Here is a 23,426-nt window from a genome sequence, read left to right as displayed (position 1 = left end):
AACATCGCGCGGTAAAGCCCTGAGGACACGAATGACCGAGGAGGAGGGAGTGCCGTGTGACACCCCCTCTGCCCTTCGGCATCTCCCCCACAAGTGGGGAGAGTGGCAGGAGGCTAGACCATCGCTCCCTCGCTACCGTAGCGCGGCAGCTATAGGGTAGTGGTTTGGAGAAGCCATCTCGCCCAGCCGATCTCCCCACTTGTGGGGGATATGTCCGGCAGGACAGAGGCGGTAACCCCAGGGCGCTACCGATGCGACGGCAAAACCAGTTGATACCGCCGTGTCGTCGCTGGACGCCATCGTCAAACCTTCTGCCCACAAGCCCTGCAAAACCGCCGCACCGTTTCCGCCATGCCATATTCCAGCGCATCGGCGGTCAGCCCATGGCCGATGGAAACTTCGGCAAGATCAGGAATGCGCTTCACCAGATCAGGCAGGTTTGCGACCGTCAGATCATGCCCGGCATTGACGGCAAGGCCGATCGCCAGTGCCGCGTCTGCAGTCTTTCCCAGCGCTTCGAGGATGGGAGCCGCCCGTTCGGGCGCATCGTAGCAACCGCCATACGGTCCGGTGTAAAGTTCGATCCGGTCGGCGCCGAGCGCCTTGGCGATCTTGACCGCTTCCGCATCGCCATCGCCGTCGGCAAAGAGCGAGACCCGGCATCCCATCTTCTTCAGCCGCGCCACGACATCGGTGAGGAACGCCTGGTGTTTGCGGAAGTCCCAGCCGTGATCGGAGGTCGCCTGCGACGGGTCGTCGGGCACCAGCGTCACCTGCTCGGGTGCAGCGCCGGCGCAGAGTTCGAGGAATTCCTCTGTGGGATAACCCTCGATGTTGAACTCGGCCTTCGGGAATTCGTCGTCGATCAGGTTGCGGATGACGGGTAAGTCGGAAAATCTTATATGGCGCTGGTCGGGGCGCGGATGCACCGTCAGACCGCTGGCGCCTGATGCAAGGGCTATGCGCCCGAGGGCTTCGACGCTCGGCCAGGGCAGATCGCGCCGGTTGCGCAGCATGGCGATGGCGTTGAGGTTCACGGAGAGCTTGGCTGGCATGGCGGATTATCCATCGGTCTCGGAAACGGGAGGCCACGCTTTTTAAGCCAAGTGCCCGGCGATGGCCAACGAGAATCGCAGATGAATGCGACGCCGATATTGATGGATCGGCATTACAACAGTGAGGGGCGTACCAGGAATAGCGGTTCCCGCCGGCTGCGAAGATGCGGCGGGCGCAGCGCGTGTTTTGCTGGAACCTTCGCGCAAAACCTGTAGAGCGCCCCGTCGCGTTGCTATCCCATTTAAAAGAGATTATTTTTAGCACTTATAAAAAAGATCGTTCACGCATAACGTGGACATTGTGTCGCGTAAACGTAGGCCGCGTACTGCTTCTTTCCCATAGAAGACGCTCAGAGGAAACCCCACTCGCCGCGACCGGGAAGCAACTGGCAAAACCGCATGAGGTGCAACAAGATGCCCTAGGAGGGTTCATGCCAGACGGTTCCAAACGCCTGTTTGCTGCCGCCGGTGTCGCTTCGGAGGCCCGGTCGAAATACCGGTTCCTGCCTTTGGCCGCGCTGCCGCCGGATCTGCCGGAAGGTCCGGTGCCTATCGCAGATATGGCCAACGCATTCGGCGTTACGCACAGGACACTGCATTTCTACGAAGAAAAGGGATTGATCTCGGCCAATCGCATCGGCCTGATGCGCGTTTATGGCCAGGACGACGTGATGCGCATGGCCGTCATCACCGTCTGCCGCGAGACAGGCATGCCGATTGCAGTCATCCAGGAACTGATGGACGAGCTTCGCAACGCCGATTCGCAGGAATCGGCCGAGGCGATGTTCCGCGAGGTCTTGCAGGTGCGCAAGCGCGAGTTGACGGCCGAAATGTCGACGCTGCACCGCCAGCTCCAGCAGGTCGGCGATCTCCTGGATTTCGACGACGGCATGGAGACGCAGCCGCTCAACGACAATCAGGACAGTTCCAGCCTGACCGCGCAGGAACTGCGTTGCCTGGAACTGATGGCAGAGGGCTATTCCACCCAGCGCATCGCCCGGGCACTCGATCTGAAGCATGATGAGACCAGGGATCTCGAGGCCGGAATCATCCTGAAATTCCGCGCCAACAACCGCTTTCAGGCGATCGCCAAGGCCGTGCTGCTGGGCATCGTGCAGGCTTAATTCCCCTGACGAGCGCCACTGTCTCCTTCCCCTTTAAACCATAACTGTCCGGTTCGCAGCGATGAACGCAGATGAGGGGCCGGCCCCGATCGGGATCAGCGAACGATCGTCAGCGTCTCCGCCGCGCGTGTGATCGCGGTGTAGAGCCAGCGTTCCCGCGTGTCGCGAAAGGCCCAGCTCTCGTCGAAGAGCACGACGTCGTTCCATTGCGAGCCCTGCGCCTTGTGGACGGTCAGGGCATAACCATAGTCGAACTCGTCGTAGCGCTTGCGGGTGTTCCAGGGGATCTCGCCTTCGACATCCTCGAAGGCCTGCTTGAGCAGCTTGATCTTGGCCGCCCCGCGATCCATGTCGTCATCCTCCGGGCGGACGAGGAGATTGATGCCGGGCTTCGTCGTTTCCTTGGACGAAGTCATCACCTGCCACAGCGAGCCGTTGAGCAGGCCCTTGGCCGGATCGTTCCGAAGACAGACCAGCTTGTCGCCGGTCTGCGGATAATCGGCGCTGAAACCCTTCAGTTCGCGCAGGCGCTGATTATAGCGCCGCCGCGTCCTGTTGGTGCCGACCAGCACCTGATCGGCATCGAGCACGAGCTGCTGCGTCACCTCGTTCTTCGAGATCACCTTGGCCGTGCCGTAGTCGCCATACATGATCTCGTTGCCTTCGCGCACCTGCATGGCGAGCTTGATGATCGGATTGTCGCGCGCCTGCCGGTGGATATCGGTGAGGAGATAATCCGGCTCCTGGTTGGTGAAGTAGCCGCCGCCCGAAACCGGCGGCAGCTGGCCGGGATCGCCGAGCACCAGGATCGGCGTGCCGAAGCTCATCAGGTCCCTGCCGAGCGCCTCGTCCACCATCGAGCATTCGTCGACGATGATCAGCGCCGCTTTCGCCACCGGGCTTTGCCGGTTGATCGCAAACATTGGCGCAATCGAGGTCTTGCCGGTTTCCTCGTCCTCCACCGCTTCCTCGCCGCGCGGGCGGTAGATCAACGAATGAATGGTCTTGGCGTTGGAGGCGCCGCGCGAACGCAGCACCTGCGCGGCTTTGCCGGTAAAAGCGGCAAACAGGACATCGCCATCGACATTCTCGGCAAAATGCCGGGCAAGCGTCGTCTTGCCCGTTCCGGCGTAGCCGAACAGGCGAAAGAGCGGCGAGCGCCCTTCGTTCAGCCATTTCGAAACAGCCTTCAGGGCTTCGTCTTGTTGCGGCGCAAATTGCATGATCAGACGACTTGGCAGGATTCGCCTGACTTAGGCAAGGCGGAAACTGACGCGGCATGGCCGACGACGGCAGATCCCGGCGCTCATCCGTTCCAGGCCCGGTCCGCGGCGCCTGCACACATGGACGGGTCCTGCCCCATCGCATCCATCAGAAAATCCAGAACGGTCTTGACGCGCAGCGGCATGTTGCGTCGCGAGGGATAGACGACGGTGACCGGCAGCCGGCTCGGCTGGAAATCCTTCATCACCTGGATCAACCGGCCGGCGGCGATATCGGACAAGGCGATAATGTGGGAGAGCACCGCCAGTCCCGCGCCGGCAAGGGCGGCTCTGTGAATGGCGACGGCGTTGCAGGCGGTCAGCCGCGGCGAGATCCTGACCGATATATCTTCCGAGCCGTTCGAAAAGGACCATGTATTGGCCTCGCCTGCCCTCGCGTAGCACAGGCATTCATGATCCTTGATGTCCTTCGGGGCGCGTGGAGCCGCCCTGCGCGAGAGATAGGCGGGAGACGCGACGAGGAAGGCCATCGTCCAGCCGATCCGCCGGCAGACGAGGCTGCTTTCGGCGACCGGGCCAAGGCGCACTTCGAGATCGAGGCGCTCCTCGATCATATCGGAGCTCTGCTCCCTGAAAAGCAGTTCGACCGAGAGTTTGGGATGAGCGGCGAGAAGATCGCCCAACCGCTCGCTGAGATAGAGGCCGAGCGGTGCCGGAACGCTGAGCCTGACCTTGCCCGAAGCGATCGCTCCATCCGATCCGGCGGCATCGCCGAGCTCTTCCACCGCCTCGAGAATCCGGAGCGCCATCGGCAGCATCCTCTCCCCCTCCGCCGTCAGCGACAGGCCGCTCGTCGTGCGATGCAGCAGGCGCGTGTTGAAATGGCCCTCGAGTGCCGCAACCTGCCGGGAGACAGCGGGCTGGGTCACATTGAGATCATGCGCCGCGGCTGAAAACGAGCCCGTCTCCACGACGCGCTGAAAGGTCCGTAATGCCGAAACGATATCCATCCCCTCCTCCTCATACTTTTGCGCATAGGCTTTATGCTGCCAGACTAAGCGAGAATGACTTTACAGTCCAGCAATTAAGGATATCATTTATCCATAAGGACATTAAATATCCTTAATTAGAGGAGAAAGACATGACCCAGCGATTGAACTACGCCCAGCAGTCACCCGAGCTCTTCAAGAAGTTCATGGAATTCAGCATGGCGCTCCGCAGCAGCGTGATCGACGAGAAGCTGCAGGCCCTGGTCGAGATCCGCGCTTCGCAGATGAACGGATGCGGCTTCTGCCTCGACATGCATGTGAAGCAGGCTAAAATCCTCGGCGAGAGTGAGCTCAGGATCTATCACGTCGCTATTTGGCGGGAATCGAACCTGTTCATTCCCCGCGAGCGCGCCGCGCTGGCCTGGACCGAAGCCCTGACGAAACTGCCGGAGGGCGGCGTTCCCGACGAGATCTATGAGCGGGTTCGCGGCCAGCTTTCCGAAAAGGAAATCTCCGACCTGACCTTCGTGGTCATGGCAATCAATGCCTGGAACCGCGTCAATGTCGGCTTCAAGACTGTGCCCGGCACGGCCGACAAGGCCTACGGCCTCGATAAGGCAGGCCTGAACTAACCCTCGCAATTCATTAGAAGCTTCATTTTGACGCTGCCGCACCCCGGCAGCGAAAGGAGATCCGTTATGAAAATCGTTGTCATTGGCGGAACCGGTCTCGTCGGTTCGAAAACCGTCGAGCGCCTGCGTAAGCGCGGCCATGAGGTGATTGCCGCCTCGCCGAACTCAGGCGTCAACACGATCACCGGAGAAGGCTTGGCGGAAGCGCTTGCGGGCGCTCAGGTCGTGCTCGATCTTGCCAATTCACCTTCCTTCGAGGACAAGGCCGTGCTCGAATTCTTCGAGACCTCGGGACGCAATCTTCTCGCCGCCGAAAAGGTCGCTGGCGTCAAGCATCATGTCGCGCTGTCGGTCGTCGGCACTGAGCGCCTGCAGGAAAGCGGCTATTTCCGCGGTAAGCTCGCTCAGGAAAAGCTGATCAGGACCTCGGGTATTCCCTATACCATCGTGCATTCGACGCAGTTCATGGAATTCCTGAACGGCATCGCCCAGTCCGGCACCGTCGGCCAGACGGTCCGCCTGTCGCCGGCCTATGTGCAGCCGATCGCCTCCGATGACGTTGCCGACGCCATGGCCGACGTGGCGCTCTCCGCCCCCGCCAACAAGACAATCGAGATCTCGGGTCCCGAACGCGCTCGCCTCAGCGATCTCGTCGCCCGCTATCTGAAAGCGATGAAGGACCCGAGGACTGTCGAAGCCGATGCAGAGGCAAGATATTTCGGCGCCAGGCTGAACGATCAGTCGCTCGTCTCCAACGACAATCCGCGGCTCGGTACGATCACCTTCGAAGAGTGGTTCGCAAAATCAGCCAGTCGAAGTGATTGACTTGCCTCAGGACGCGGTCGCTTGGGCGCGTCCTCTCCATCCCAGCAACACAGGAGATTCCCATGATCAGGACATCAATGCTCGCCGCGGCCCTCGCCTTTCTCACAGCCACCGGCGCTGCCGCCGACGACAGCAGCAAATCCGCGAAGGTGACGCTCGTCTATGAGCACGAACTGCCGGACGTGCCGGGCAAGAGCATCAAGGGCGTGCTGGTTGAATATGGGCCGGGCGGCCTCTCCGAGGGCCATACCCACCCGGACTCGGCCTTCATCTACGCCACCGTGCTAGAAGGATCGATCCGCAGCCAGGTCAATGACGGCCCGGTCAAGGTCTATCAGGCCGGGGAAAGCTTCTCGGAAATGCCGGGCGACCGCCATGGCGTCAGCGCCAATGGCAGCGAGACCGAGCCCGCCCGCCTGCTCGCCGTCTTCGTCGTCGACACCGATCAGAAAGAACTGACTTTCCCGCTGAAAAAGTGAGTATTCGCCTGACGGCCACCCGCGGAGAGCCGGCCGCTTTCGCGGGTGGCCGACACGCTGAATCATGTGCCGGCGCCCCTTCCGGAGACAGAAAGAGATGATCTACGACGTGCTCTTCGGTAGGCCGCTGATGTCCCTGATCGTGGTCGGTTTTGCCGGCATCATTGTCTGGTATTTCCTCTCCAGTCAGCGGCCGACGACGCGGCTGGTGGTGCAGATCCTCTTCTTTGCGGTGATGACGCTGATCCTCGTCGGCAGCGGCATCGAACCGCATCATTTCGGGGGGTATCAATCCGAGGACCCGCGAGCCCTACTCGTCATCCTGGCGAAATCGCTCTGGTGGGTCCATCTGGCATGGGCAGTCATCGGCTTCATCAGGCTCTATTTGGTGCTGGAGGGCAGCCCGCGTGAGGCCCGCCTGCTCCAGGATCTCGTCGTCGGCATCGTCTATATCGGCATCGCGCTCTCGATCCTCGCCTACGTCTTCGGCGTGCCGATCGGCACCCTCGTCGCGACATCAGGCGTGGTCGCCATCATTCTCGGCCTGGCGCTTCAGAACACGCTTGCCGACGTCTTTTCCGGCATCGCGCTGACGCTCGGCCGGCCCTATGTCATCGGCGACTGGATTCTCTTGAGCGACGGCACGGAAGGGCGCATCGTCGAAAGCAACTGGCGCGCGACACACATCCTGACCGGCGCCAACAATGTCGTCGTCCTGCCCAACAGCTTCCTGGCGAAACTCGGCCTGACCAATGTCAGCCGGCCGGACGAGACCCATCTGCTGATCCTCACCGTCCGCATCGCCCCGACCCGGATGCCGGCATCGATCCGGCAGATCATGATCGCCGCGCTCACGAGCTGCAATTCGATCGTGCGGGAGCCTGCGCCGGTCGTCGCTTTGAAAGGGCTGGATGCCACCGCACTCGAGGTCGAGCTGCTGTTTCGGGTGACGAGCCCAAGCCAGCGCGTGACGGCGCGAAATGAAGTCCTAGATCTCGTCTATCGTCATTGCAAATCCGCCGGCCTGCTTCTCGCCGTTCCGCCCGCGGCCCAGGTGCTGACCGCCGATCTGCCGACCGAAGAAAACGCCAGGCCGCCGAGCGTCACGCCGCTTGCGCTGATCGAAGCCATTCCGGTCTTTGCGACACTGACGTCAGATGAAAAGCAGAAACTCGCCGAAACCACGACTGTCCGGCAGTTCCGCCAGGGCGATGTGATCGTGCGGGAGCGCGAAATGCTGCCCTCGCTGATGATGGTGCGCGCCGGCATCATCGTGGCGCGGCGCGAAGGCGAAGAGCGCGGGCGCTTCGCACCGGGCGATTTTTTCGGCGAGACAGGATTGCTCGCCGGCATGCAGGAAGTCTGCGCCTTGGAGGCCCTGACCCCGGCGACGGTCTATGAAATCGACCAGGAAGCCTTCGCGCCGCTGCTCACCCAACGCCCCGGTTTGGCCGAAGAAATCGCCGAAGCCCTCGCCGGCCGCGCCGAACGCTTCCGCGACAGCGCTGGCCTGCCTCCGGAACAGGTCCGCAACGCGCATGCCATCCTGAACACCATCAGAACTATCTTCAGGGCATGATCAGCCGGCGCGCTGGAGCACCCATTGGAACGTGCTTTGCCAGATGTCCGCCGGCACCTCCTCGGATAAGGTGCCGACAAGATCGGAGAGCCGGACGGCTCTCAACGTATTTCGCCAAGCCTCGTCGGCTTCCCACATGACGCGCGCAACCGCGCAAGGCTTGCTGTCGCAATAGCCTGCCGGCCGGCACGGATTGTTCTCGCGGATATTCGTGCAGGTGAAGCTGCGCGCCTTTCCCTCCACCGCCTCGACAATATCAAGGAAGTTGATCTCGGATGGGGATCTCGCAAGCCTGTAGCCCCCGCTCGGGCCGAGCGTGGTATCGACCAGGGAGGCCTGCGAAAGGCTTTGCAGCGCCTTGGAGAGATATTCCTTCGGCAGACCGTGAAGCTCGGCGAGCGCCTTGGTGGAGAGATACCTGCCCTCGGGCAGGCCCGCGAGAATGGCGCAGCAATGCAGCGCCCACTCAACCTGGCTTTTCAGGATCATTCAGCAACTCATAATGGCTGGTTCTGCGAACCAAATTAAGGATACAGGATATCCGCAAAGCGTCATGATGTAAATGACCGGCAGCGACAGCGAAGATGTCCACCTTCGCCGAGCAGATCGTCCCTCGCTTGTATCGTGCTCTCCGCGGCCTCTCTCCAGCCTCACCCTGAGCCCGCGAAAAACTTTCGCTCAGCCGGGAATAAAACCGCCTCGCCCCGTGTCTCATATCAGGTATCGCAGCATTGCGTGCCCAACCTGAGGAGAGACATCATGACATCCGTGAAATTCCTGTCCGTCGCGGCGGCAGCCGCGCTTGCCGCGACAGCTGCTTTCGCAGCCCCTCCCGTCAAGGAAGTCGAAACCGCCAAGGGCAAGGTGCTTGCCGGCGAAAATGGCATGACCCTCTACACCTTCAAGAAAGACGCCAAGGGCGTTTCCAACTGCAACGGCGATTGCGCCAAGAACTGGCCGCCGCTGATGGCCGCTTCCGATGCCAAGGCCGATGGTGCATATTCGATCATTGAACGCAAGGATGGTAAGAAGCAATGGGCCAAGGACGGCATGCCGCTTTATTACTGGGTCAAGGACAAGAAGGCCGGCGACATCACCGGCGACGGTGTCGGCGGCAACTGGGACCTCGCAAAACCTTGACGCCAAGGGAACCGGCGTGAAGATACCCGCACCCGAAACGTTCGAGGGCCAGATCCTGGCCCTCCTGCCCTCGCTCAGGCGCTATTCGCGCAGCCTGACGCGCTCGGATGCCGATGGCGAGGACCTGCTCCAGGACTGTGTCGAGAAGGTCCTGGCGCGCCGCGGCCAATGGCGCGGCCTCAACCTGCGCGGCTGGGTCCTGACCATCATGACCAATCTCTATCGCAACGGCCGGCGCGGCAAGGCGCGCGACGGCCTGGTCGAGCTCAATGCTGCGGAGGATATGGCAGCGCCTGAACCGCCGGCCGATCCGCTGGAGCGCGCCCGGCTCAACGATGCGCTGAACAGCCTTTCGGAGGAGCACCGCGCCGTGCTGATGCTCGTCGTCATCGAGGGCTATAGCTACAGCGAGGTCGCCGCCGCTCTCGATATCCCGATCGGCACCGTCATGTCGCGCCTGTCGCGCGCCCGCCGGCGCGTCGCCGAGCATCTGAAGGCCGATAACGTCATTACGCTTCGGAGACCGAAATGAACGAGACCAACCCGATCGTCACCGAAGCCGATCTCCACGCCTATGCCGACGGCCAGTTGCCGCAAAGCTCGCGCGCCCGCATCGAGACCTACCTCGCGGACAACCCGGACGACGCGGCGATGATCGCCGAATGGCAGGCGCAGAACGCAGGCATCCGTTCCCTCTTTGCCGGGTACGAGAAGGCCAGGGACACTGATCCTCTGCTCGTTGCGCCCTCACGCGCGGTGGCGCCCGCGCGGAAGCGCTGGGCACTCGCCGCCGCGGCCCTCCTCGTCTTTGCGCTCGGCGCCGTCAGCGGGCATTATGGCCCGGCTCTTCTAGAAAAGCCGGAGCTGCAGCTTACCGGCTCAGAAACCTTCCCGAAACAGGCCGAGACCGCCTTTACCGTCTATGCCGCCGAGGTCCGTCATCCCGTCGAGGTCTTCGCCGACGAGGAAGCCCATCTCGCCACCTGGCTCGGCAAGCGCCTGGCGATCGAGAACCTCAAGATCCCGAACCTGCAGCCCCTCGGCTTCAAGCTGGTCGGCGGCCGCCTGCTGCCGGTCGACGGCCGGCCGGGCGCGATGTTCATGTACGAGAACCAGGCCGGCGAGCGCCTGACCGTCATGGTCGGCCGCAACAGGGAAAACCGCACGACGAGCTTCCGCTTCGCCTCATCGGGCAATCTCGAAACCTTCTACTGGATCGACGGCGAACTCGGTTATGCCGTCACCGGCGAAATCTCGCGCGAAGCGCTGCGCGCGGTGGCCGAGGAGTGCTATCGGCAGTTCCCGTCATGACGTTTAGCGCAGCGGATCGTTGGCAAGCTCGATCGGCTTGCCATGCGGCGTCGCTTCGGCCGCCCGCTGCCAGCTCTTCTGCAGGTCGAGGAGTAGGGATGCATCCGCCACGCCGCGACTGACCAGCAGGTCCGAGAGCGCCGCCACCCAGCAGTCGAAATAATCGCTGCCGTCCTCGGCTCGGCCTGGCTGATGCAATTCCCGCGAAAGGGTTTCGGCCCACTCGGTCCAGGAAAACAGCCCCTTCTCATGCAGATGCACGGTTATGGCGAAGGCTTCAGCCGCCCAAGGTTCAGGGAAAACAGGATCACCCTCCGGCGACTTCGGTAAACCCGGCGATTGCGAGAGCTGAGAGGGTATTTCACACACGCTCAAGATAGCTCTCCCATGCATCGATCGAGACCGTCAGCGACGGGTCGGCACCCTCACCCCAGAGCTCCGTGCCATCAAAGATGACGGTATAGAGCCATTGCGGGTTCTCGCCCTTGCCATGCGCATTGTCATCGGGAAAGACGAAGGAACCCTGCACCGCTTCGACGATGCCGGTCTTGGCCCTGGCATAACGCGGCAAGCGCGTATGGGTGGCCGGATTGAAATTCCTCGTCCGCACTGTCTCGCCGACCGCAAATATCGGCGCCGCCTCGACAGGACGATCGCATGGCCCGCCTTTCGCGAGAACCGCCTGTACCATCTCGGCCTTCAGCACCCGTTTCGGCGTCGCGCCCTCCTGCAGCTTGCGCCCAGACAGCAACTCCTCGCGCGTCGCAAAACCGTGCCGTTCGAGCAGCGTTTCGACGCCGCGGATCCAGATTTCGTAATAGCTGGCGGCAAGATAATCGGCCGGCGGAATATTTTCGCGGGCATGCCGGCTCTCATCGATCGTCCAGGCGCCGAAAGCGCCGCAGGAAAGCGTGATGCCGAGAGCCCGCTTCTCCCAGTCGGCATGGAAAGAGGGCTCATCCTTTTCAGGGGCGATAGGCCCGAAACCCATCTGCCCGCCGAGATCGTGGGGTCCGTTCATGGCAGAGCCTCCGGACTGCCGGCAGCTGAAATTTTCGAGCTGCCCGCGATCGCCGTCCCGATCATCGCATCGCGGCTGACGAGATCGGCCAATGAGGTCTCATCCAACCCTTCCGTGCCCGCCGGCCGCTCGGGGATTACGAGATAACGCAGCTCCGCCGTCGAATCCCAGACGCGGACCTTTTTCTGCGCAGGCAGCACCAGCCCAAATTCGGCCAGTACGCCGCGCGGATCGATTACGGCGCGCGAGCGATAGGCCGGAGCCTTGTACCAGACCGGGGGCAGGCCGAGCACCGACCAGGGATAACAGGAGCAGAGCGTGCAGACGATCAGGTTATGAGTGTCGGGCGTATTGAAGACGGCGCGCATATGCTCGCCCTGCCGGCCGGTAAACCCAAGGCTCGCAATCGCCGCCGTCGCATCGCGTTTCAGCCAGTCCGCGAATTCGGGATTGCTCCATGCTTTCGCGACGACACGCGCACCGTTGCGCGGCCCCACCTTCCTCTCATAAGTCTCGACGATCGCATCGATTGCCCCCGGATCGATCAACCCCTTCTCCGTTAGCAGCGTCTCCAGCGCTTTGACGCGCGCCTGCATGTCGGAGTAGCGGTTGTCGTGGTGATGGTCGTAGTTGTGATGGTCGTCGTGATCATGGTCGTGCAATGCGATGTTCTCCCAAACGACAGATAGGTAGTGTCCGCTTCTTCTCTCGGCGGCGGCCCGGGCACCCCTTCTACCCCACGGGGAGAAGGTGGCCCGAAGGGTCGGATGAGGGGGCCATACGGCGACCCGTCATTGCGCTTCGCTTACGCTTCGCGCACCCGCGGCTTCGCCGCTCGCCCCCTCATCTGCCTGCCGGCATCTTCTCCCCGCTGGGGAGAAGGGGAATCGTTGCAAGGCCCCGCCCTTCTCAAAGTATCGCCCGTGGGAAGCAACGCAAACATCCCCTTTTCTATCACACCCTACGCACCCGCCAACCCCTCCTATCCCCCTCAAACTTTTCCGCTAATCTCCAGCCATGAACATCCTGATTCTCGGCGCAACCGGCTTCATAGGCTCCGTCGTCGCGGCCCGGCTCGCGGCCGATGGGCATGCCGTGACCGGGCTCGGCCGCGATCCCGCGCGGGCGCGTTTGAAGCAGCCTGCGATAAATTGGCGGCGGGCCGATCTATCCCGCATGACGAAGGCCGAGGACTGGGAGAAGCTCCTGAACGACCAGCATGCCGTCGTCAATTGCGCCGGCGCGCTGCAGGACGGCCTGTCGGATGATCTGGCGGCCACACAGGAAGATGCGATGCTGGCGCTCTATGCCGCAGCGAAACGCTCTCAGCCTTTGATCATCCAGATATCGGCAAGGACGGCGGGCGCCGCCAGCGATCTGCCTTTCCTCGCCACCAAGCGACGCGCCGACGAGGCGCTGGCGGCAAGCGGCCTGCCTCAGCTCATCCTGCGCCCTGCCCTCGTTCTCGGCCGCAATGCCCATGGCGGCTCGTCGCTCATCCGGGCGCTTGCCGCCTTCCCCTTGGCGCTGCCGCTCATCCACGCCGAAAGCGGGGTCGAAACCCTGTCGGTGGACGACGTGGCGGAAGCCGCGTCGCGGGCGGTTTCAGGCGATCTGCGCGGGGATATCGTTCTTGCCGCCGACGAGGTGCTGACGCTCGCCGATCTCGTGCGCCTTCATCGGCAATGGCTGGGCCTGCCGCCCGCCCGCGTGTTTTCGCTTGCGCCTTGGCTGGCGCAGCCCGTGACATGGCTCGCCGACCTCTCCGGCCTGCTCGGCTGGCGCTCGCCGTTGCGCTCGACGGCAATGACCGTCATGTCGGAAGGCTTAAAAAGCGCGAAGGCGGAGAGCGGCCTTGCCGCGACATCAGCCGCGGCAACGCTCGCTGCCAATCCCTCCGGCGTACAGGATCTCTGGTTCGCCAGGCTCTATCTGCTGAAGCCGCTCGTCATTTCGGGCCTGTCGGCCTTTTGGCTGCTCTCCGGCCTGATCCCGCTGCTGGCGGTGCAGAAGGCATCCGCGCATTTCCCGCCCTTCATGCCCGAAGCGGCAGCGGCGATGCTGACGCTTGTCACCTGTCTCATCGATATCGCGCTCGGCGCCGCCGTCCTTATCCGCCCGCTCGCCAAACGCGCCCTCCTCGGCATGCTGGCCGTCTCGTTGGCCTATCTCACCGGCGGCACACTTCTCGAACCGGCGCTCTGGCTCGATCCGCTCGGTCCGCTTGTCAAGGTACTGCCGTCGATCCTGCTGACGCTCACGGCGCTTGCCACCCTGGATGAACGCTGATGCTCGAGCAATGGCTGCTGCTTGCCCATGTGATCGGCGCAACCGTGCTCTTCGGCACCGGCGCCGGCATCGCCTTTTTCATGGTGATGGCGCACCGCACACGCGAGCCCGCGCTGATCGCCCATGTCGCCGCGACCGTCGTCATTGCCGACACCGTCTTCACGGCGACCGCCGCTCTTCTCCAACCGCTGAGTGGCTATCTCCTGGCGCGGTCGATCGGTTGGGACCTGTCGGAGGGCTGGATTGCGCTGTCACTGCTGCTTTATGTCGTCACCGGTCTGTTCTGGCTGCCGGTCGTCTGGATCCAGATCCGACTGCGCGACCTCGCCCGCGCCGCGGCAAGCTCGGGAAGCGCCCTGCCGCCCCACTATTACAGCCTCTACCGCATCTGGTTCGTTTTCGGCTTTCCGGCTTTCTCGGCCGTCTTCGGCATTTTCTGGCTGATGCTGACGAAACCGTCGATCGCTCTATTTTAGCATCGGCCAGAGGCTCGCCACCAGAAGCACGGCCATGCTGATATTGAACCACTTCAGCCGCACCGGATCGGAAAGCCATTCCCTGAGCGCCGAGCCGAAGCCTGCCCAGCTCGAGACGCTCGGCACGTTCACCACCGCGAAAGCCAGGCCGACGATCAACACGCTGACGAGATAAAGCTCCGGATTCGTATAGGTCGCCATTGCGGTGACCGCCATTACCCAGGCTTTCGGATTGATCCACTGGAAAGCCGCCGCCGAGACAAAGGACATTGGCGCCGCACCGCTCTTGCCTTCGCTGAGCGAACGCGACGAAGCGATTTTCCAGGCGATCCAGAGGAGATAGGCGCCGCCGGCGAATTTCAGCGCGGTATAGAGCATGGGCATCGTGTGCAGCAGCGCGCCGAGCCCGAGACCAACGGCAATGAGTAGCGAGAAGAAGCCGGCGCCGATGCCGAACATATGCGGGACAGTCCTGCGGAAGCCGAAATTCACGCCCGAAGCGAAAAGCATCATATTGTTCGGCCCCGGCGTGATCGACGTCGTAAAGGCGAAGAGAACGAGAGCGAGAAACGTATCCAGTGGCATGAAACCTCCCGAAGCCGGCTTTTCCAGCAGCCCGCTTTATTTAGGTCAGCATAACTGTCCTAAATCACCGATACCAATACATCATTGTCATGGTGACAGGATTACTTGAAAGATAGCGGCGCAGCCCAATCTCCTGACCAGGATCAAGACCATGCAGGACGACCCTATCCCATCGATCACAATCCCGAACGGCGCGGAAGTGCCGGTGCTCGGCCAGGGAACCTGGGCCATGGGCGAGGATGCCGGCCATGCCAAGGCCGAGATCGAAAGCCTCAGAGCCGGTATCGATCTCGGCATGACGCTGATCGATACCGCCGAAATGTATGGCGATGGTGGCGCCGAGGAAATCGTCGGCCAGGCGGTCAGGGGACGGCGCGACGAGGTCTTCATCGTCAGCAAGGTCTATCCTTGGAATGCCAGCCTGAAAGGCACGATCGAGGCTTGCGAACACAGCCTCGAACGCCTCGGCACGGACCGCATCGATCTCTATCTCCTGCATTGGCGCGGCAACTATCCGCTCGCCGAGACCGTCGCCGCCTTCGAGATGCTGAAGGCGTCCGGCAAGATCGGCGCCTGGGGCGTCTCCAACTTCGATACCGACGACATGGAGGAACTGCTTGGCGTGCCGGATGGCGTCAATGTCGCCGCCAACCAGGTGCTCTACAATCTCTCTCGCCGCGGCATCGAATTCGACCTCCTGCCATGGTGCCGAAGCCGCGGCATTCCCGTCATGGCCTATTCGCCGATCGAGCAGGGCCACATCCTCCATCATCCGGAACTGATCCACATCGCCAAGGCCTACCAGGCGACACCCGCCCAACTGGCGCTCGCCTTCCTGCTGAAACGCGACGGCGTCATCGCCATCCCGAAGACCTCGAATGCCGAACGTGTTCGCGAAAACCGCGACTGTGTGTCGCTCGATATCACCGACGAGGATTGGGAAGCGCTCGACGCTGCCTTCCCGCCGCCAGCCGGGAAAAAGCCGCTGGAGATGCTGTGATCTACAGCGGCTGGCAGCTAAAAAACCCCTCATCCGGCTGCCGGCACCTTCTCCCCGCGTGCGGGGCGAAGGGGATATGCCGAGTCGGCTTCATCCACCTCGACGTTGCGTTTCGCACGTCCCCTCGCCCCGTTTACGGGAGAAGGTTTAGGGGTGAGGGGCAGCTAATCGGCACGGACCTAACAGCGGTAGCAGGCTCACATCCCCTGCGCACCACGGTTCATCGCAGCAATGCCGGTACGGCATACTTCGATCAGGCCGAGCGGCTTCATGATCGCGATGAACTGGTCGATCTTGGAGGACTTGCCGGTTATCTCCAGAATGAAGTGATCGATCGTCGCGTCCACCACCTTGGCGTGGAAGGCATCGGCAAGCCGCAGCGTCTCGGCGCGCGTTTCGCCCTCGCCGATCACCTTGACCAACGCAACTTCCCGCTCGATCGGCCGGTCCTGTCCGAGTTCGCGGGCCCGCACCGTCAGATCGACGACGCGGTGCACGGGCACGATGCGTTCGAGCTGCGCCTTGATCTGCTCCAGCACATGCGGCGTGCCGCGGGTGACGATGGTGATGCGGGACAGATGCGCCTGGTGTTCCGTCTCGGAAACCGTGAGGCTCTCGATATTGTAGCCGCGACCGGAGAACAGGCCGATGACGCGGGCAAGCACGCCGGGCTCGTTGTCGACGAGAACCGAGAGCGTGTGGCTCTCAACCGCGGTCGTTTCCGGAGAGATGAAATAGGCAGAGCCCGTGGGCTGAAGATGTGCGTTCATGGTCCTGGGTTCCTACCTTATCGTTATACGAGCTGACGGCCCTTGGCGTCGATCGCGTTGGCGACGGCTTCGTCGGTGGCTTCGTCGGGCAGCAGCATTTCATTATGCGCCTTGCCCGAGGGGATCATCGGGAAGCAGTTGGCGAGATTGGCGACGCGGCAATCGAAGATGACCGGCTTCTTGACCTCGATCATCTCTATAATGGCGTCGTCGAGCTCGTCCGGCTTTTCGCAGCGCAGTCCGACCGCGCCATAGGCTTCCGCAAGCTTGACGAAATCGGGCATCGCTTCCGTATAGGAGTGCGACAGGCGGTTGCCGTGCAGCAGTTGCTGCCACTGTCGCACCATGCCCATATACTGGTTGTTCATGATGAAGATCTTGATCGGCGCGTCGTACTGGATCGCCGTCGACATTTCCTGAATGCACATCTGGATCGAGGCATCGCCGGCGATATCGATGACGAGGCTTTCGGGATGGGCGATCTGCACGCCGAGGGCCGCCGGCAGGCCGTAGCCCATCGTGCCGAGGCCTCCTGAGGTCATCCAGCGGTTCGGCTGTTCGAAGCCGAAGAACTGCGCCGCCCACATCTGGTGCTGGCCGACTTCGGTCGTGATGTAGGTGTCGCGGTCCTTGGTATGCGCATAGAGCCGCTCCAGCGCATATTGCGGCATGATCACATCATTGCTCTTGGTATAAGCAAAGGAATTGCGCGCCCGCCAGCGGGCGATATCGCTCCACCAATCCTCGAGGCGGCCCTTCTCCGGCCTCTTCGGCAGCGCCCGCCACAGGCGGACCATGTCTTCGAGGACATGGCCGACATCTCCGCGGATGCCGATGTCGACGCGGACGTTCTTGTTGATCGAGGACGGATCGATATCGATATGGATCTTCTTCGAATTCGGCGAGAAGGCGTTGAGACGGCCGGTGATGCGGTCGTCGAAGCGGGCGCCGATGCAGACCATGACATCGCAATCATGCATCGCCATGTTTGCTTCGTAGGAGCCGTGCATGCCGAGCATCTTCAGCCAGTTTTTGCCCGAAGCCGGATAGGCGCCGAGGCCCATCAGCGTCGAAGTGATCGGGAAATCGGTGAGCTCGACCAGCTCGCGCAGCAGCTTGGAGGCCTCGGGACCGGAATTGACGACGCCGCCGCCGGAATAGATGATCGGACGGCGCGCATTCGCCATCATCTCGATCGCCGCATGGATCTGGTTGAGGTCGCCCTGGATCTTCGGCTGGTAGCTCTTCTGGATCGCGTAATCGGCGGGCGGCGTGTAGGTGCCGGTCGCAAACTGCACGTCCTTCGGAATATCGACGACGACGGGGCCTGGACGGCCGGACTGGGCGATGCGGAAGGCCTCATGAATGATGGCGGCGAGCTGGTTGACGTCCTTGACCAGCCAGTTGTGCTTGGTGCAGGGCCGGGTGATGCCGACCGTGTCGCATTCCTGGAAGGCGTCGGAGCCGATCAGTGGAGTCGGAACCTGGCCGGTCAGGCAGACGAGCGGGATCGAATCCATCAGCGCATCCTGCAGCGGCGTGACCGCATTGGTGGCGCCAGGACCAGAGGTCACCAGCATGACGCCGACCTTGCCTGTGGAGCGGGCGTAGCCTTCGGCCGCATGGCCGGCCCCCTGCTCGTGGCGGACGAGAATGTGCTTGATCTCGTCCTGCTGGAAGATCTCGTCATAGATCGGCAGAACCGCGCCGCCGGGATAGCCGAAGATATGTTCGACGCCGTTGTCCTTCAGCGCCTTGAGAACGATCTCCGCCCCCGTCATCCGATTGCCTGCCGCCTGATTGTCCGTGCTCATCTGTGTCTGTTCCGTTTGATGCTGGATTTGCGTTTGTGGCCGGGAGCCCGATTTCGGGCACAAAAAAAGGCCCCGGAGGAGCCTGTCATCTAGCGCATGGGTGGCTGTCGCCGGATGGTTACACCATCCTGCCCATGCGCCTTCCCACCACGATAAGAGCCGTTGCGATTTTCATGGCCGGCAGTGATAGACAGAAAATTTCGCAGCGTCAACGCATGCCGCAACAAAAAACTGCCCTGGGCCCCCGCCTCCCAAAATCGATAGGATGAAGGATTTGTTAAAGGATCGACTTTATCCTTTAACGCTACCGCAGGGAGTAGCCTTTGCTCAACAACGACTTGCGCATGTCTGGCAAGGCAAGCGAGCACGATCGACGCGACGGCCATACGCCGGGAAATCGCTTTCTCGGCCGCGTCGTTGCATGCAGCGGCTCCAGGGCCACGATTGCCGCTGTCGCCGTTGAGGGCGGCACCGATCTTACAGAACTCTGGTCCGTCGGCCGGCTGATTTCGATCAGCGTCGGCCGCAACCGTGTCGTCGCCCTAGTCTATCAAATGAACACCGGCAGCCATGCCTGGGGCGAAGGCGAGGACAATAAGTTCAGGATCGAGACCGAGCTTCTCGGCGAAGTCCGAGTCGATGAGGACGGGCGCGAGGAATTTTCGACCGGCATCTCACGTTATCCCTATCTCGGCGCCATCGCCCATCGCATCCGCGCCGCCGACCTTATGCGCATCTACGATGCCGGAACGGGGACGACCGCCATCATCGGCAAGCTGACGCAGGATGAAAGCATCGATGCGGCGATCCACATCCCGTCAATGCTCTCCAAGCATTTCGCCGTCGTCGGCTCGACCGGCGTCGGCAAGTCGACCGCCGTATCGCTACTTTTGCACAAGGCAATCGCGGCCGATCCGAAGCTGCGCGTGCTGATCCTCGATCCGCACAATGAATTCGCCGCCGCCTTTCCCAAGCACGCCGTCACCATCGATACGGATACGCTCGACCTGCCCTTCTGGCTGATGCGGCTGGAGGAATTTGCCGAAGTCGTCTTTCGCGGCCGCCCACCCGTGCCCGAAGAGCTCGACATGCTGCGCGACATCATGCCGGAGGCCAAACGCGCCTTCCGCGGCAGCGACAACTCGCTGGTGCGCCGCACGACGGAAAAGAGCTCGATCACCGCCGATACACCCGTTCCCTACCGCATGGCCGATCTGCTGGCGCTGATCGACGAGCGCATCGGCCGCCTGGAAGGCCGGGCGGAAAAGCCCTCCCTGCGGTCGCTGAAGATGCGCCTCATCGCCGCGATCAACGATCCGCGCTATCATTTCATGTTCTCCAACAACACGATCAGCGACACGATCACCGATACCATCGCGCAGATATTCCGCATCCCCGGAGATAACAGACCAATCTGCACTTTCCAGCTTGCCGGCATTCCCTCCGAAGTCGTTAATTCGGTCGCCTCAGTGCTTTGCCGCATGGCTTTCGAAGTGGCGTTGTGGAGTGACGGCGCCATCCATATGCTCGTCGTCTGCGAGGAAGCCCACCGCTACATCCCGTCCGATCCGAACCTCGGCTTCATTCCTACGCGCCAGGCGATCGCCCGCATCGCCAAGGAGGGCCGTAAATACGGTGTCTCGCTGGGCATCATCACCCAGCGGCCAGGCGAGCTCGACCAGACGATCCTGTCACAGTGCTCGACGCTCTTTGCCATGCGCCTTGCCAATGACCGTGACCAGGAAATCATTCGTTCAGCCATCCCGAATTCATCGATCTCGACGACGAGCTTCATCTCCTCGATCGGCAATGGCGAGGCGATCGCCTTCGGTGAGGCGATCAGCGTGCCGATGCGGATGCGCTTCTCCCGTGTTGAAGAGAACCTCCTGCCGAAGGCCGCCAGCGCCAACAGCAAGCATAGCGAGGAAGATCCCGATACGGTCGATTTGCGCAAGATCGTCACCCGCATGCGGGCGGTGACCGTCGGGCCTGACATTTCGAATTTTCAGCAGAGCGTTGCGGCATCCATGCCAGATTTCGACGAGGCGCAGGAAACCGACGACGCTTTCGATGCCAAACCCGTTACCCCGTCGGCACCGGCGTCGGCGCCACTCCAATCCTACCGGCGCGAATTGCTGCCGCAGGCGCCGCGGCTGGACCCGGCCGAACCGGCCCCGATCGATCCGCGGCTGGACGCGCTGCGCCGCGAACTGCGTCGCGAGGAGCCGGTCTTTCCTCGGCCGGCGCCGCCGACCGACCAGCCGCAGATCACCCGCCGGGAACCCGGCCCGTCTCTGCGTGAAAGCATCCTGAAAAAGCCGCTGAGCAGCCTTTACAACAAGGATTGATGCTCCAGCGCGATCAACGGCCGGGCAGCATCGAGCACACGCCGGCGATCCGCCGGCCCGAGCGGCAGGAGCGGCCGGGGAAGTTCCGCCCGAACGCCAAGGAGATGCTCGGCCAGCATATAGACCACGCGAATGCTTCCATACGCCTTGAACACGTCCCAGAGCGGCTGCAGAAGACCATCGAGCCGGCGCGCCTCGCCGTCATTGCCGGCGATCGCGGCCTTGGTCAGCGCGAGCGCTACGCGGGGAAGAAGCCCGCCGATAACGCTGTACCAAGCGTCTGCGCCTGCAAGCAGTGCCTCCGCCGCACCCCAATCGCCGCTGTAGCCGATCGCGAGATCGGTCTTTTCCCGCAACGTCGCAAGCTCCCCAAGCAAATCGCCGTCTGCCGGCAGCGGCATTTTTACCGCCTTGATCGTCTCGACATCGGAGAGGCGCTGCAGAAGCTCGCGGCTGAAGATGAAGTGCGTCGTGCCGGGATTGTTGTAGATGCAGAGCGGCAGTCTGGTTGCCTTGGCCACAGCGAGGAAGTGCTGGTAGGCCTCTTCCTGGGTCATCGGCGTGTAGGAAACAGGCGCAAGCAGAAGCGCATCCGCGCCGGCAGCCTCGGCGTCCCTGGCGAGATCCACGGCATGATCCGTCCTCAGGGCGCCGGCGCCGACGAGGAGTGGAACACGGCCGTTGACGCATTCGACCGCCGCTTTGACGGCCCGCAGCCGCTCCTCGCGCGTGAGATAGGCGTAAATCCCGGTGCTGCCGAGAAGGCCGATGGAGGCCACACCTGACTCGCACAGGGGGGCCAGCAAGCGGCAGAGCCCCTCAAGGTCGACCCGGCCATCGGGATCGGCAGGCGTCGGCGGAAAGGCCGAGAGGCCATGGAACGTAGAAATGGCAGGCATGATGCGATCCTGAAAGGCAGTTGATTGGCAACGAGCCAGACGATATCGCCTCATGCTAAAGCGTCAATCGCTCCCAACTTTCGTCCATCTGATTGCGGAACCAGGTCATTTGCCGCTTGGCATATTGCCGTGTCGCCGCAGCCCCCTTCTCCAGCACCTCATCGCGCGTCATCTCGCCCTTCAGCATCGCCGCGATCTGCGACACACCGATGGCCTTCATGACGGGCGCCTCGGCCGGCAGGCCGAGTGCAAGCAGCGCCTTCACCTCGTCTTCCGCACCCTGTTGCAGCATCTTTTCGAAACGGCCATTGATGCGAGCATGCAGCACCGCCCGGTCCGGCAGAACGACTATCTTGCGGGCCTCGTCGGCATCGATCACCACAGGCCCCGACCGGACCTGGAAATCGGCGATCGAGCGTCCCGTCGCTTTGATTACCTCCAGCGCCCGGACGATGCGCTGACCGTCCTGGCGGTTGAGGCTTGCCGCCATGGCGGGATCGGCCTCGCAAAGCTCAACGTAAAGCGCATCCGGCCCCTCCTCCACGAGTCGCGTGCGCAAGTCTTCCCGCAGTACTTCCGGTATATCAGGCATCTCGGAGAGACCGCCGGTCAGCGCCTTGAAGTAAAGCCCGGTGCCGCCGACGAAAACCGGTAGCTGCCCGGCGGCCCTGAGGGCCGGCAAAAGCGCCGAGACATCGCGCAGCCAGGCGCCTGTGGAATAGCCGGCCCCCGCCGGCACGTGACCGTAGAGATGATGCGGCACGCCTTGCATCTCCTCTTCCGACGGACGCGCGGTCAGCACCCGCAGCGTATCGTAGACCTGCATGCTGTCGGCATTGACGACCGCGCCGTCATGGCGCTTGGCCAATTCCACGGCAAGGGCGGACTTGCCGCTGGCGGTCGGCCCGGTTATCAGGATCGCGTTCTCTACGCTCAGAAGGTTTTTCATCATGGCCCTCGTTGCCACGCTTGTTGCCAATCCGTCAAATCCTGTGCTTACTCCCGGCATTGCCGAACAAGCGGCCGAGGCAGTAACCGCTTCCGGCCTCTACTGGCTGGCCGACGGCGTTGCCTGCGACATCGCACTGCGCGACGGCGCGGATGCGCAAGCGGCCGAGGCCAATCTTCTCGCCGTCATTGCGAGCGCCCCCATTGACCTCGTCATCCAGGAGCAGGACAGCCGCCGCAAGAAGCTACTGATCGCCGACATGGATTCGACGATGATCGGCCAGGAATGCATCGACGAACTCGCCGCAGAAGTCGGCCTGAAGGAGAAGGTCGCCGACATCACCGCCCGCGCCATGAATGGCGAGATCGCCTTTGAGCCCGCCCTGCGCGAGCGCGTCGCCCTCTTGAAAGGACTGCCGATCTCGGTTGTCGACGAGGTCATCGCCAAGCGCATCACGTTGACGCCGGGAGGGCCGGAGCTGATCGCCACCATGAAATCGAAAGGTCATTACACCGCCCTCGTCTCCGGCGGCTTCACCGTCTTTACCAGCCGCATCGCCGCCACTCTTGGCTTCGACGAAAACCGCGCCAATACGCTGCTGGACGAGGATGGCATTCTCTCCGGCTTCGTCGCCGAACCTATCCTCGGCAAGCAGGCAAAGGTGGATGCGCTGAACGAGATTTCAGCAAGCCTCGGCATTTCGCCACAGGAGGCAATCGCCGTCGGCGACGGCGCCAATGATCTCGGCATGCTGCAGCTCGCCGGCTCCGGCGTCGCCCTCCACGCCAAGCCCACTGTCGCCGCTCAGGCGCAGATGCGCATCAATCACGCCGACCTTACGGCACTTCTTTATATCCAGGGTTATCGGAAGACCGATTTCGTGATGGGCTAAGAAGGCCGAAACGCGCCCCTCCTCCC

The 23,426-nt window shown here is 62.4% G+C and carries 25 protein-coding genes; 13 read left to right on the top strand and 12 right to left on the bottom strand.

Annotated elements, in window-relative coordinates:
* Positions 1-302 precede the first annotated feature (302 nt).
* Positions 303-1,055 (bottom strand): pyridoxine 5'-phosphate synthase, encoded by a 753-nt coding sequence (locus tag CO660_RS06260; RefSeq protein WP_097598013.1) that lies wholly within the window; start codon positions 1,053-1,055, stop codon positions 303-305.
* A gap of 431 nt (positions 1,056-1,486) precedes the next feature.
* On the opposite strand from CO660_RS06260, the gene CO660_RS06255 reads away from it, so the two are divergent.
* A complete protein-coding gene (locus CO660_RS06255) occupies positions 1,487-2,179 on the top strand; it encodes a MerR family transcriptional regulator (protein WP_085778715.1) in 693 nt (230 codons plus the stop codon).
* Between the two features lie 95 nt (positions 2,180-2,274).
* On the opposite strand, the gene CO660_RS06250 is transcribed toward CO660_RS06255, so the two are convergent.
* Positions 2,275-3,402: an ATP-dependent RecD-like DNA helicase gene (locus CO660_RS06250; RefSeq protein ID WP_097598012.1), complete on the bottom strand. Its 1,128-nt coding sequence runs from the start codon at positions 3,400-3,402 to the stop codon at positions 2,275-2,277.
* An 83-nt stretch (positions 3,403-3,485) separates the two neighbouring features.
* A complete protein-coding gene (locus CO660_RS06245) occupies positions 3,486-4,412 on the bottom strand; it encodes a LysR family transcriptional regulator (protein WP_097598011.1) in 927 nt (308 codons plus the stop codon).
* Positions 4,413-4,543: 131 nt separating this feature from the next.
* On the opposite strand from CO660_RS06245, the gene CO660_RS06240 reads away from it, so the two are divergent.
* The 4 genes from CO660_RS06240 (at position 4,544) to CO660_RS06225 (ending at position 7,906) form a co-directional block, all read left to right on the top strand.
* Positions 4,544-5,023, top strand: a complete 480-nt coding sequence (locus CO660_RS06240; protein ID WP_097598010.1) for a carboxymuconolactone decarboxylase family protein — start codon at positions 4,544-4,546, stop codon at positions 5,021-5,023.
* A 66-nt stretch (positions 5,024-5,089) separates the two neighbouring features.
* The gene (locus tag CO660_RS06235) at positions 5,090-5,848 is read left to right on the top strand and encodes an SDR family oxidoreductase (protein ID WP_097598009.1); all 759 of its coding nucleotides are present in this window, start codon (positions 5,090-5,092) and stop codon (positions 5,846-5,848) included.
* 62 nt (positions 5,849-5,910) lie between these two features.
* Entirely contained in the window at positions 5,911-6,327 is a 417-nt protein-coding gene (locus CO660_RS06230) for a cupin domain-containing protein (RefSeq protein ID WP_097598008.1), read from the top strand.
* Between the two features lie 97 nt (positions 6,328-6,424).
* Positions 6,425-7,906: a cyclic nucleotide-binding domain-containing protein gene (locus tag CO660_RS06225; RefSeq protein WP_097598007.1), complete on the top strand. Its 1,482-nt coding sequence runs from the start codon at positions 6,425-6,427 to the stop codon at positions 7,904-7,906.
* Here CO660_RS06225 and CO660_RS06220 read toward each other — a convergent pair whose 3' ends face one another.
* Positions 7,907-8,395 (bottom strand): Rrf2 family transcriptional regulator, encoded by a 489-nt coding sequence (locus CO660_RS06220; protein WP_097598006.1) that lies wholly within the window; start codon positions 8,393-8,395, stop codon positions 7,907-7,909.
* Between the two features lie 270 nt (positions 8,396-8,665).
* Here CO660_RS06220 and CO660_RS06215 point away from each other — a divergent pair, with 270 nt between their 5' ends.
* Genes CO660_RS06215 through CO660_RS06205 form a run of 3 tightly spaced genes read left to right on the top strand, consistent with a single transcriptional unit; the run spans position 8,666 to position 10,357 of the window.
* Positions 8,666-9,046 (top strand): hypothetical protein, encoded by a 381-nt coding sequence (locus CO660_RS06215; RefSeq protein ID WP_085778723.1) that lies wholly within the window; start codon positions 8,666-8,668, stop codon positions 9,044-9,046.
* Positions 9,047-9,062: 16 nt separating this feature from the next.
* Positions 9,063-9,578 carry an RNA polymerase sigma factor gene (locus CO660_RS06210; protein WP_085778724.1) on the top strand — a complete coding sequence of 172 codons (516 nt, stop codon included), beginning with the start codon at positions 9,063-9,065 and terminating at the stop codon, positions 9,576-9,578.
* Complete coding sequence (locus CO660_RS06205) at positions 9,575-10,357, top strand: anti-sigma factor (RefSeq protein WP_097598005.1); 783 nt, start codon at positions 9,575-9,577, stop codon at positions 10,355-10,357. The genes CO660_RS06210 and CO660_RS06205 overlap by 4 nt, the downstream gene beginning before the upstream one ends.
* Positions 10,358-10,360: 3 nt before the next feature.
* On the opposite strand, the gene CO660_RS06200 is transcribed toward CO660_RS06205, so the two are convergent.
* The 3 genes from CO660_RS06200 to nthA are packed head-to-tail and all read right to left on the bottom strand — an operon-like array spanning position 10,361 to position 12,040.
* Positions 10,361-10,732, bottom strand: a complete 372-nt coding sequence (locus CO660_RS06200; protein ID WP_097598004.1) for a nitrile hydratase accessory protein — start codon at positions 10,730-10,732, stop codon at positions 10,361-10,363.
* Positions 10,719-11,378: a nitrile hydratase subunit beta gene (gene nthB, locus CO660_RS06195; protein ID WP_097598003.1), complete on the bottom strand. Its 660-nt coding sequence runs from the start codon at positions 11,376-11,378 to the stop codon at positions 10,719-10,721. Before nthB ends, CO660_RS06200 begins: the two co-directional genes overlap by 14 nt.
* On the bottom strand, positions 11,375-12,040 hold the full coding sequence (gene nthA, locus CO660_RS06190) for a nitrile hydratase subunit alpha (RefSeq protein ID WP_097598002.1): 666 nt from the start codon (positions 12,038-12,040) through the stop codon (positions 11,375-11,377). The genes nthB and nthA overlap by 4 nt, the downstream gene beginning before the upstream one ends.
* 355 nt (positions 12,041-12,395) lie before the next feature.
* Between nthA and CO660_RS06185 the strand changes: the two genes are divergently transcribed.
* Both CO660_RS06185 and CO660_RS06180 read left to right on the top strand, forming a co-directional pair.
* Positions 12,396-13,667 (top strand): SDR family oxidoreductase, encoded by a 1,272-nt coding sequence (locus CO660_RS06185; protein ID WP_097598001.1) that lies wholly within the window; start codon positions 12,396-12,398, stop codon positions 13,665-13,667.
* Complete coding sequence (locus CO660_RS06180) at positions 13,667-14,143, top strand: DUF2269 domain-containing protein (protein WP_097598000.1); 477 nt, start codon at positions 13,667-13,669, stop codon at positions 14,141-14,143. The genes CO660_RS06185 and CO660_RS06180 overlap by 1 nt, the downstream gene beginning before the upstream one ends.
* Here the strand turns inward: CO660_RS06180 and CO660_RS06175 are convergent.
* Positions 14,135-14,728, bottom strand: a complete 594-nt coding sequence (locus CO660_RS06175; RefSeq protein WP_097597999.1) for a LysE family translocator — start codon at positions 14,726-14,728, stop codon at positions 14,135-14,137. The two genes, CO660_RS06180 and CO660_RS06175, sit on opposite strands and share 9 nt — an antisense overlap.
* 151 nt (positions 14,729-14,879) lie before the next feature.
* On the opposite strand from CO660_RS06175, the gene CO660_RS06170 reads away from it, so the two are divergent.
* Positions 14,880-15,728, top strand: a complete 849-nt coding sequence (locus CO660_RS06170; RefSeq protein WP_097597998.1) for an aldo/keto reductase — start codon at positions 14,880-14,882, stop codon at positions 15,726-15,728.
* A gap of 197 nt (positions 15,729-15,925) precedes the next feature.
* On the opposite strand, the gene ilvN is transcribed toward CO660_RS06170, so the two are convergent.
* Both ilvN and CO660_RS06160 read right to left on the bottom strand, forming a co-directional pair.
* Positions 15,926-16,498 carry an acetolactate synthase small subunit gene (gene ilvN, locus CO660_RS06165; RefSeq protein ID WP_011426035.1) on the bottom strand — a complete coding sequence of 191 codons (573 nt, stop codon included), beginning with the start codon at positions 16,496-16,498 and terminating at the stop codon, positions 15,926-15,928.
* Positions 16,499-16,521: 23 nt separating this feature from the next.
* Positions 16,522-18,312, bottom strand: coding sequence for an acetolactate synthase 3 large subunit (locus tag CO660_RS06160; protein ID WP_097597997.1), 1,791 nt, complete (start codon positions 18,310-18,312; stop codon positions 16,522-16,524).
* 323 nt (positions 18,313-18,635) lie between these two features.
* Here CO660_RS06160 and CO660_RS06155 point away from each other — a divergent pair, with 323 nt between their 5' ends.
* Complete coding sequence (locus tag CO660_RS06155; protein WP_097597996.1) at positions 18,636-20,660, top strand: DUF87 domain-containing protein; 2,025 nt, start codon at positions 18,636-18,638, stop codon at positions 20,658-20,660.
* Here CO660_RS06155 and CO660_RS06150 read toward each other — a convergent pair.
* Positions 20,645-21,559, bottom strand: coding sequence for a dihydrodipicolinate synthase family protein (locus tag CO660_RS06150; RefSeq protein WP_097597995.1), 915 nt, complete (start codon positions 21,557-21,559; stop codon positions 20,645-20,647). The genes CO660_RS06155 and CO660_RS06150 overlap by 16 nt on opposite strands.
* A gap of 55 nt (positions 21,560-21,614) precedes the next feature.
* Positions 21,615-22,511 carry a tRNA (adenosine(37)-N6)-dimethylallyltransferase MiaA gene (gene miaA / locus CO660_RS06145; protein ID WP_176536236.1) on the bottom strand — a complete coding sequence of 299 codons (897 nt, stop codon included), beginning with the start codon at positions 22,509-22,511 and terminating at the stop codon, positions 21,615-21,617.
* On the opposite strand from miaA, the gene serB reads away from it, so the two are divergent.
* A complete protein-coding gene (serB, locus tag CO660_RS06140; protein WP_097597994.1) occupies positions 22,510-23,400 on the top strand; it encodes a phosphoserine phosphatase SerB in 891 nt (296 codons plus the stop codon). The genes miaA and serB overlap by 2 nt on opposite strands.
* The last annotated feature ends 26 nt before the right edge of the window (positions 23,401-23,426 follow it).

Source organism: Rhizobium sp. L9, from assembly GCF_002531885.1.
Taxonomy (GTDB): domain Bacteria; phylum Pseudomonadota; class Alphaproteobacteria; order Rhizobiales; family Rhizobiaceae; genus Rhizobium.
This window is presented reverse-complemented; position numbering and strand designations above follow the sequence as displayed.

What these genes read in the sequence shown, in the direction of transcription:
- CO660_RS06185 (WP_097598001.1), top strand. Translation starts at nt 12,396, where the DNA reads ATGAACATCCTGATTCTCGGCGCAACCGGCTTCATAGGCTCCGTCGTC.
- CO660_RS06235 (WP_097598009.1), top strand. Translation starts at nt 5,090, where the DNA reads ATGAAAATCGTTGTCATTGGCGGAACCGGTCTCGTCGGTTCGAAAACC.
- CO660_RS06160 (WP_097597997.1), bottom strand. Translation starts at nt 18,312, where the DNA reads ATGAGCACGGACAATCAGGCGGCAGGCAATCGGATGACGGGGGCGGAG.
- CO660_RS06230 (WP_097598008.1), top strand. Translation starts at nt 5,911, where the DNA reads ATGATCAGGACATCAATGCTCGCCGCGGCCCTCGCCTTTCTCACAGCC.
- CO660_RS06240 (WP_097598010.1), top strand. Translation starts at nt 4,544, where the DNA reads ATGACCCAGCGATTGAACTACGCCCAGCAGTCACCCGAGCTCTTCAAG.
- serB (WP_097597994.1), top strand. Translation starts at nt 22,510, where the DNA reads ATGGCCCTCGTTGCCACGCTTGTTGCCAATCCGTCAAATCCTGTGCTT.
- CO660_RS06260 (WP_097598013.1), bottom strand. Translation starts at nt 1,055, where the DNA reads ATGCCAGCCAAGCTCTCCGTGAACCTCAACGCCATCGCCATGCTGCGC.
- miaA (WP_176536236.1), bottom strand. Translation starts at nt 22,511, where the DNA reads ATGATGAAAAACCTTCTGAGCGTAGAGAACGCGATCCTGATAACCGGG.
- nthB (WP_097598003.1), bottom strand. Translation starts at nt 11,378, where the DNA reads ATGAACGGACCCCACGATCTCGGCGGGCAGATGGGTTTCGGGCCTATC.
- CO660_RS06250 (WP_097598012.1), bottom strand. Translation starts at nt 3,402, where the DNA reads ATGCAATTTGCGCCGCAACAAGACGAAGCCCTGAAGGCTGTTTCGAAA.
- CO660_RS06215 (WP_085778723.1), top strand. Translation starts at nt 8,666, where the DNA reads ATGACATCCGTGAAATTCCTGTCCGTCGCGGCGGCAGCCGCGCTTGCC.
- CO660_RS06220 (WP_097598006.1), bottom strand. Translation starts at nt 8,395, where the DNA reads ATGATCCTGAAAAGCCAGGTTGAGTGGGCGCTGCATTGCTGCGCCATT.
- CO660_RS06170 (WP_097597998.1), top strand. Translation starts at nt 14,880, where the DNA reads ATGCAGGACGACCCTATCCCATCGATCACAATCCCGAACGGCGCGGAA.
- CO660_RS06255 (WP_085778715.1), top strand. Translation starts at nt 1,487, where the DNA reads ATGCCAGACGGTTCCAAACGCCTGTTTGCTGCCGCCGGTGTCGCTTCG.
- CO660_RS06225 (WP_097598007.1), top strand. Translation starts at nt 6,425, where the DNA reads ATGATCTACGACGTGCTCTTCGGTAGGCCGCTGATGTCCCTGATCGTG.
- ilvN (WP_011426035.1), bottom strand. Translation starts at nt 16,498, where the DNA reads ATGAACGCACATCTTCAGCCCACGGGCTCTGCCTATTTCATCTCTCCG.
- CO660_RS06150 (WP_097597995.1), bottom strand. Translation starts at nt 21,559, where the DNA reads ATGCCTGCCATTTCTACGTTCCATGGCCTCTCGGCCTTTCCGCCGACG.
- CO660_RS06175 (WP_097597999.1), bottom strand. Translation starts at nt 14,728, where the DNA reads ATGCCACTGGATACGTTTCTCGCTCTCGTTCTCTTCGCCTTTACGACG.
- CO660_RS06180 (WP_097598000.1), top strand. Translation starts at nt 13,667, where the DNA reads ATGCTCGAGCAATGGCTGCTGCTTGCCCATGTGATCGGCGCAACCGTG.
- CO660_RS06245 (WP_097598011.1), bottom strand. Translation starts at nt 4,412, where the DNA reads ATGGATATCGTTTCGGCATTACGGACCTTTCAGCGCGTCGTGGAGACG.
- CO660_RS06205 (WP_097598005.1), top strand. Translation starts at nt 9,575, where the DNA reads ATGAACGAGACCAACCCGATCGTCACCGAAGCCGATCTCCACGCCTAT.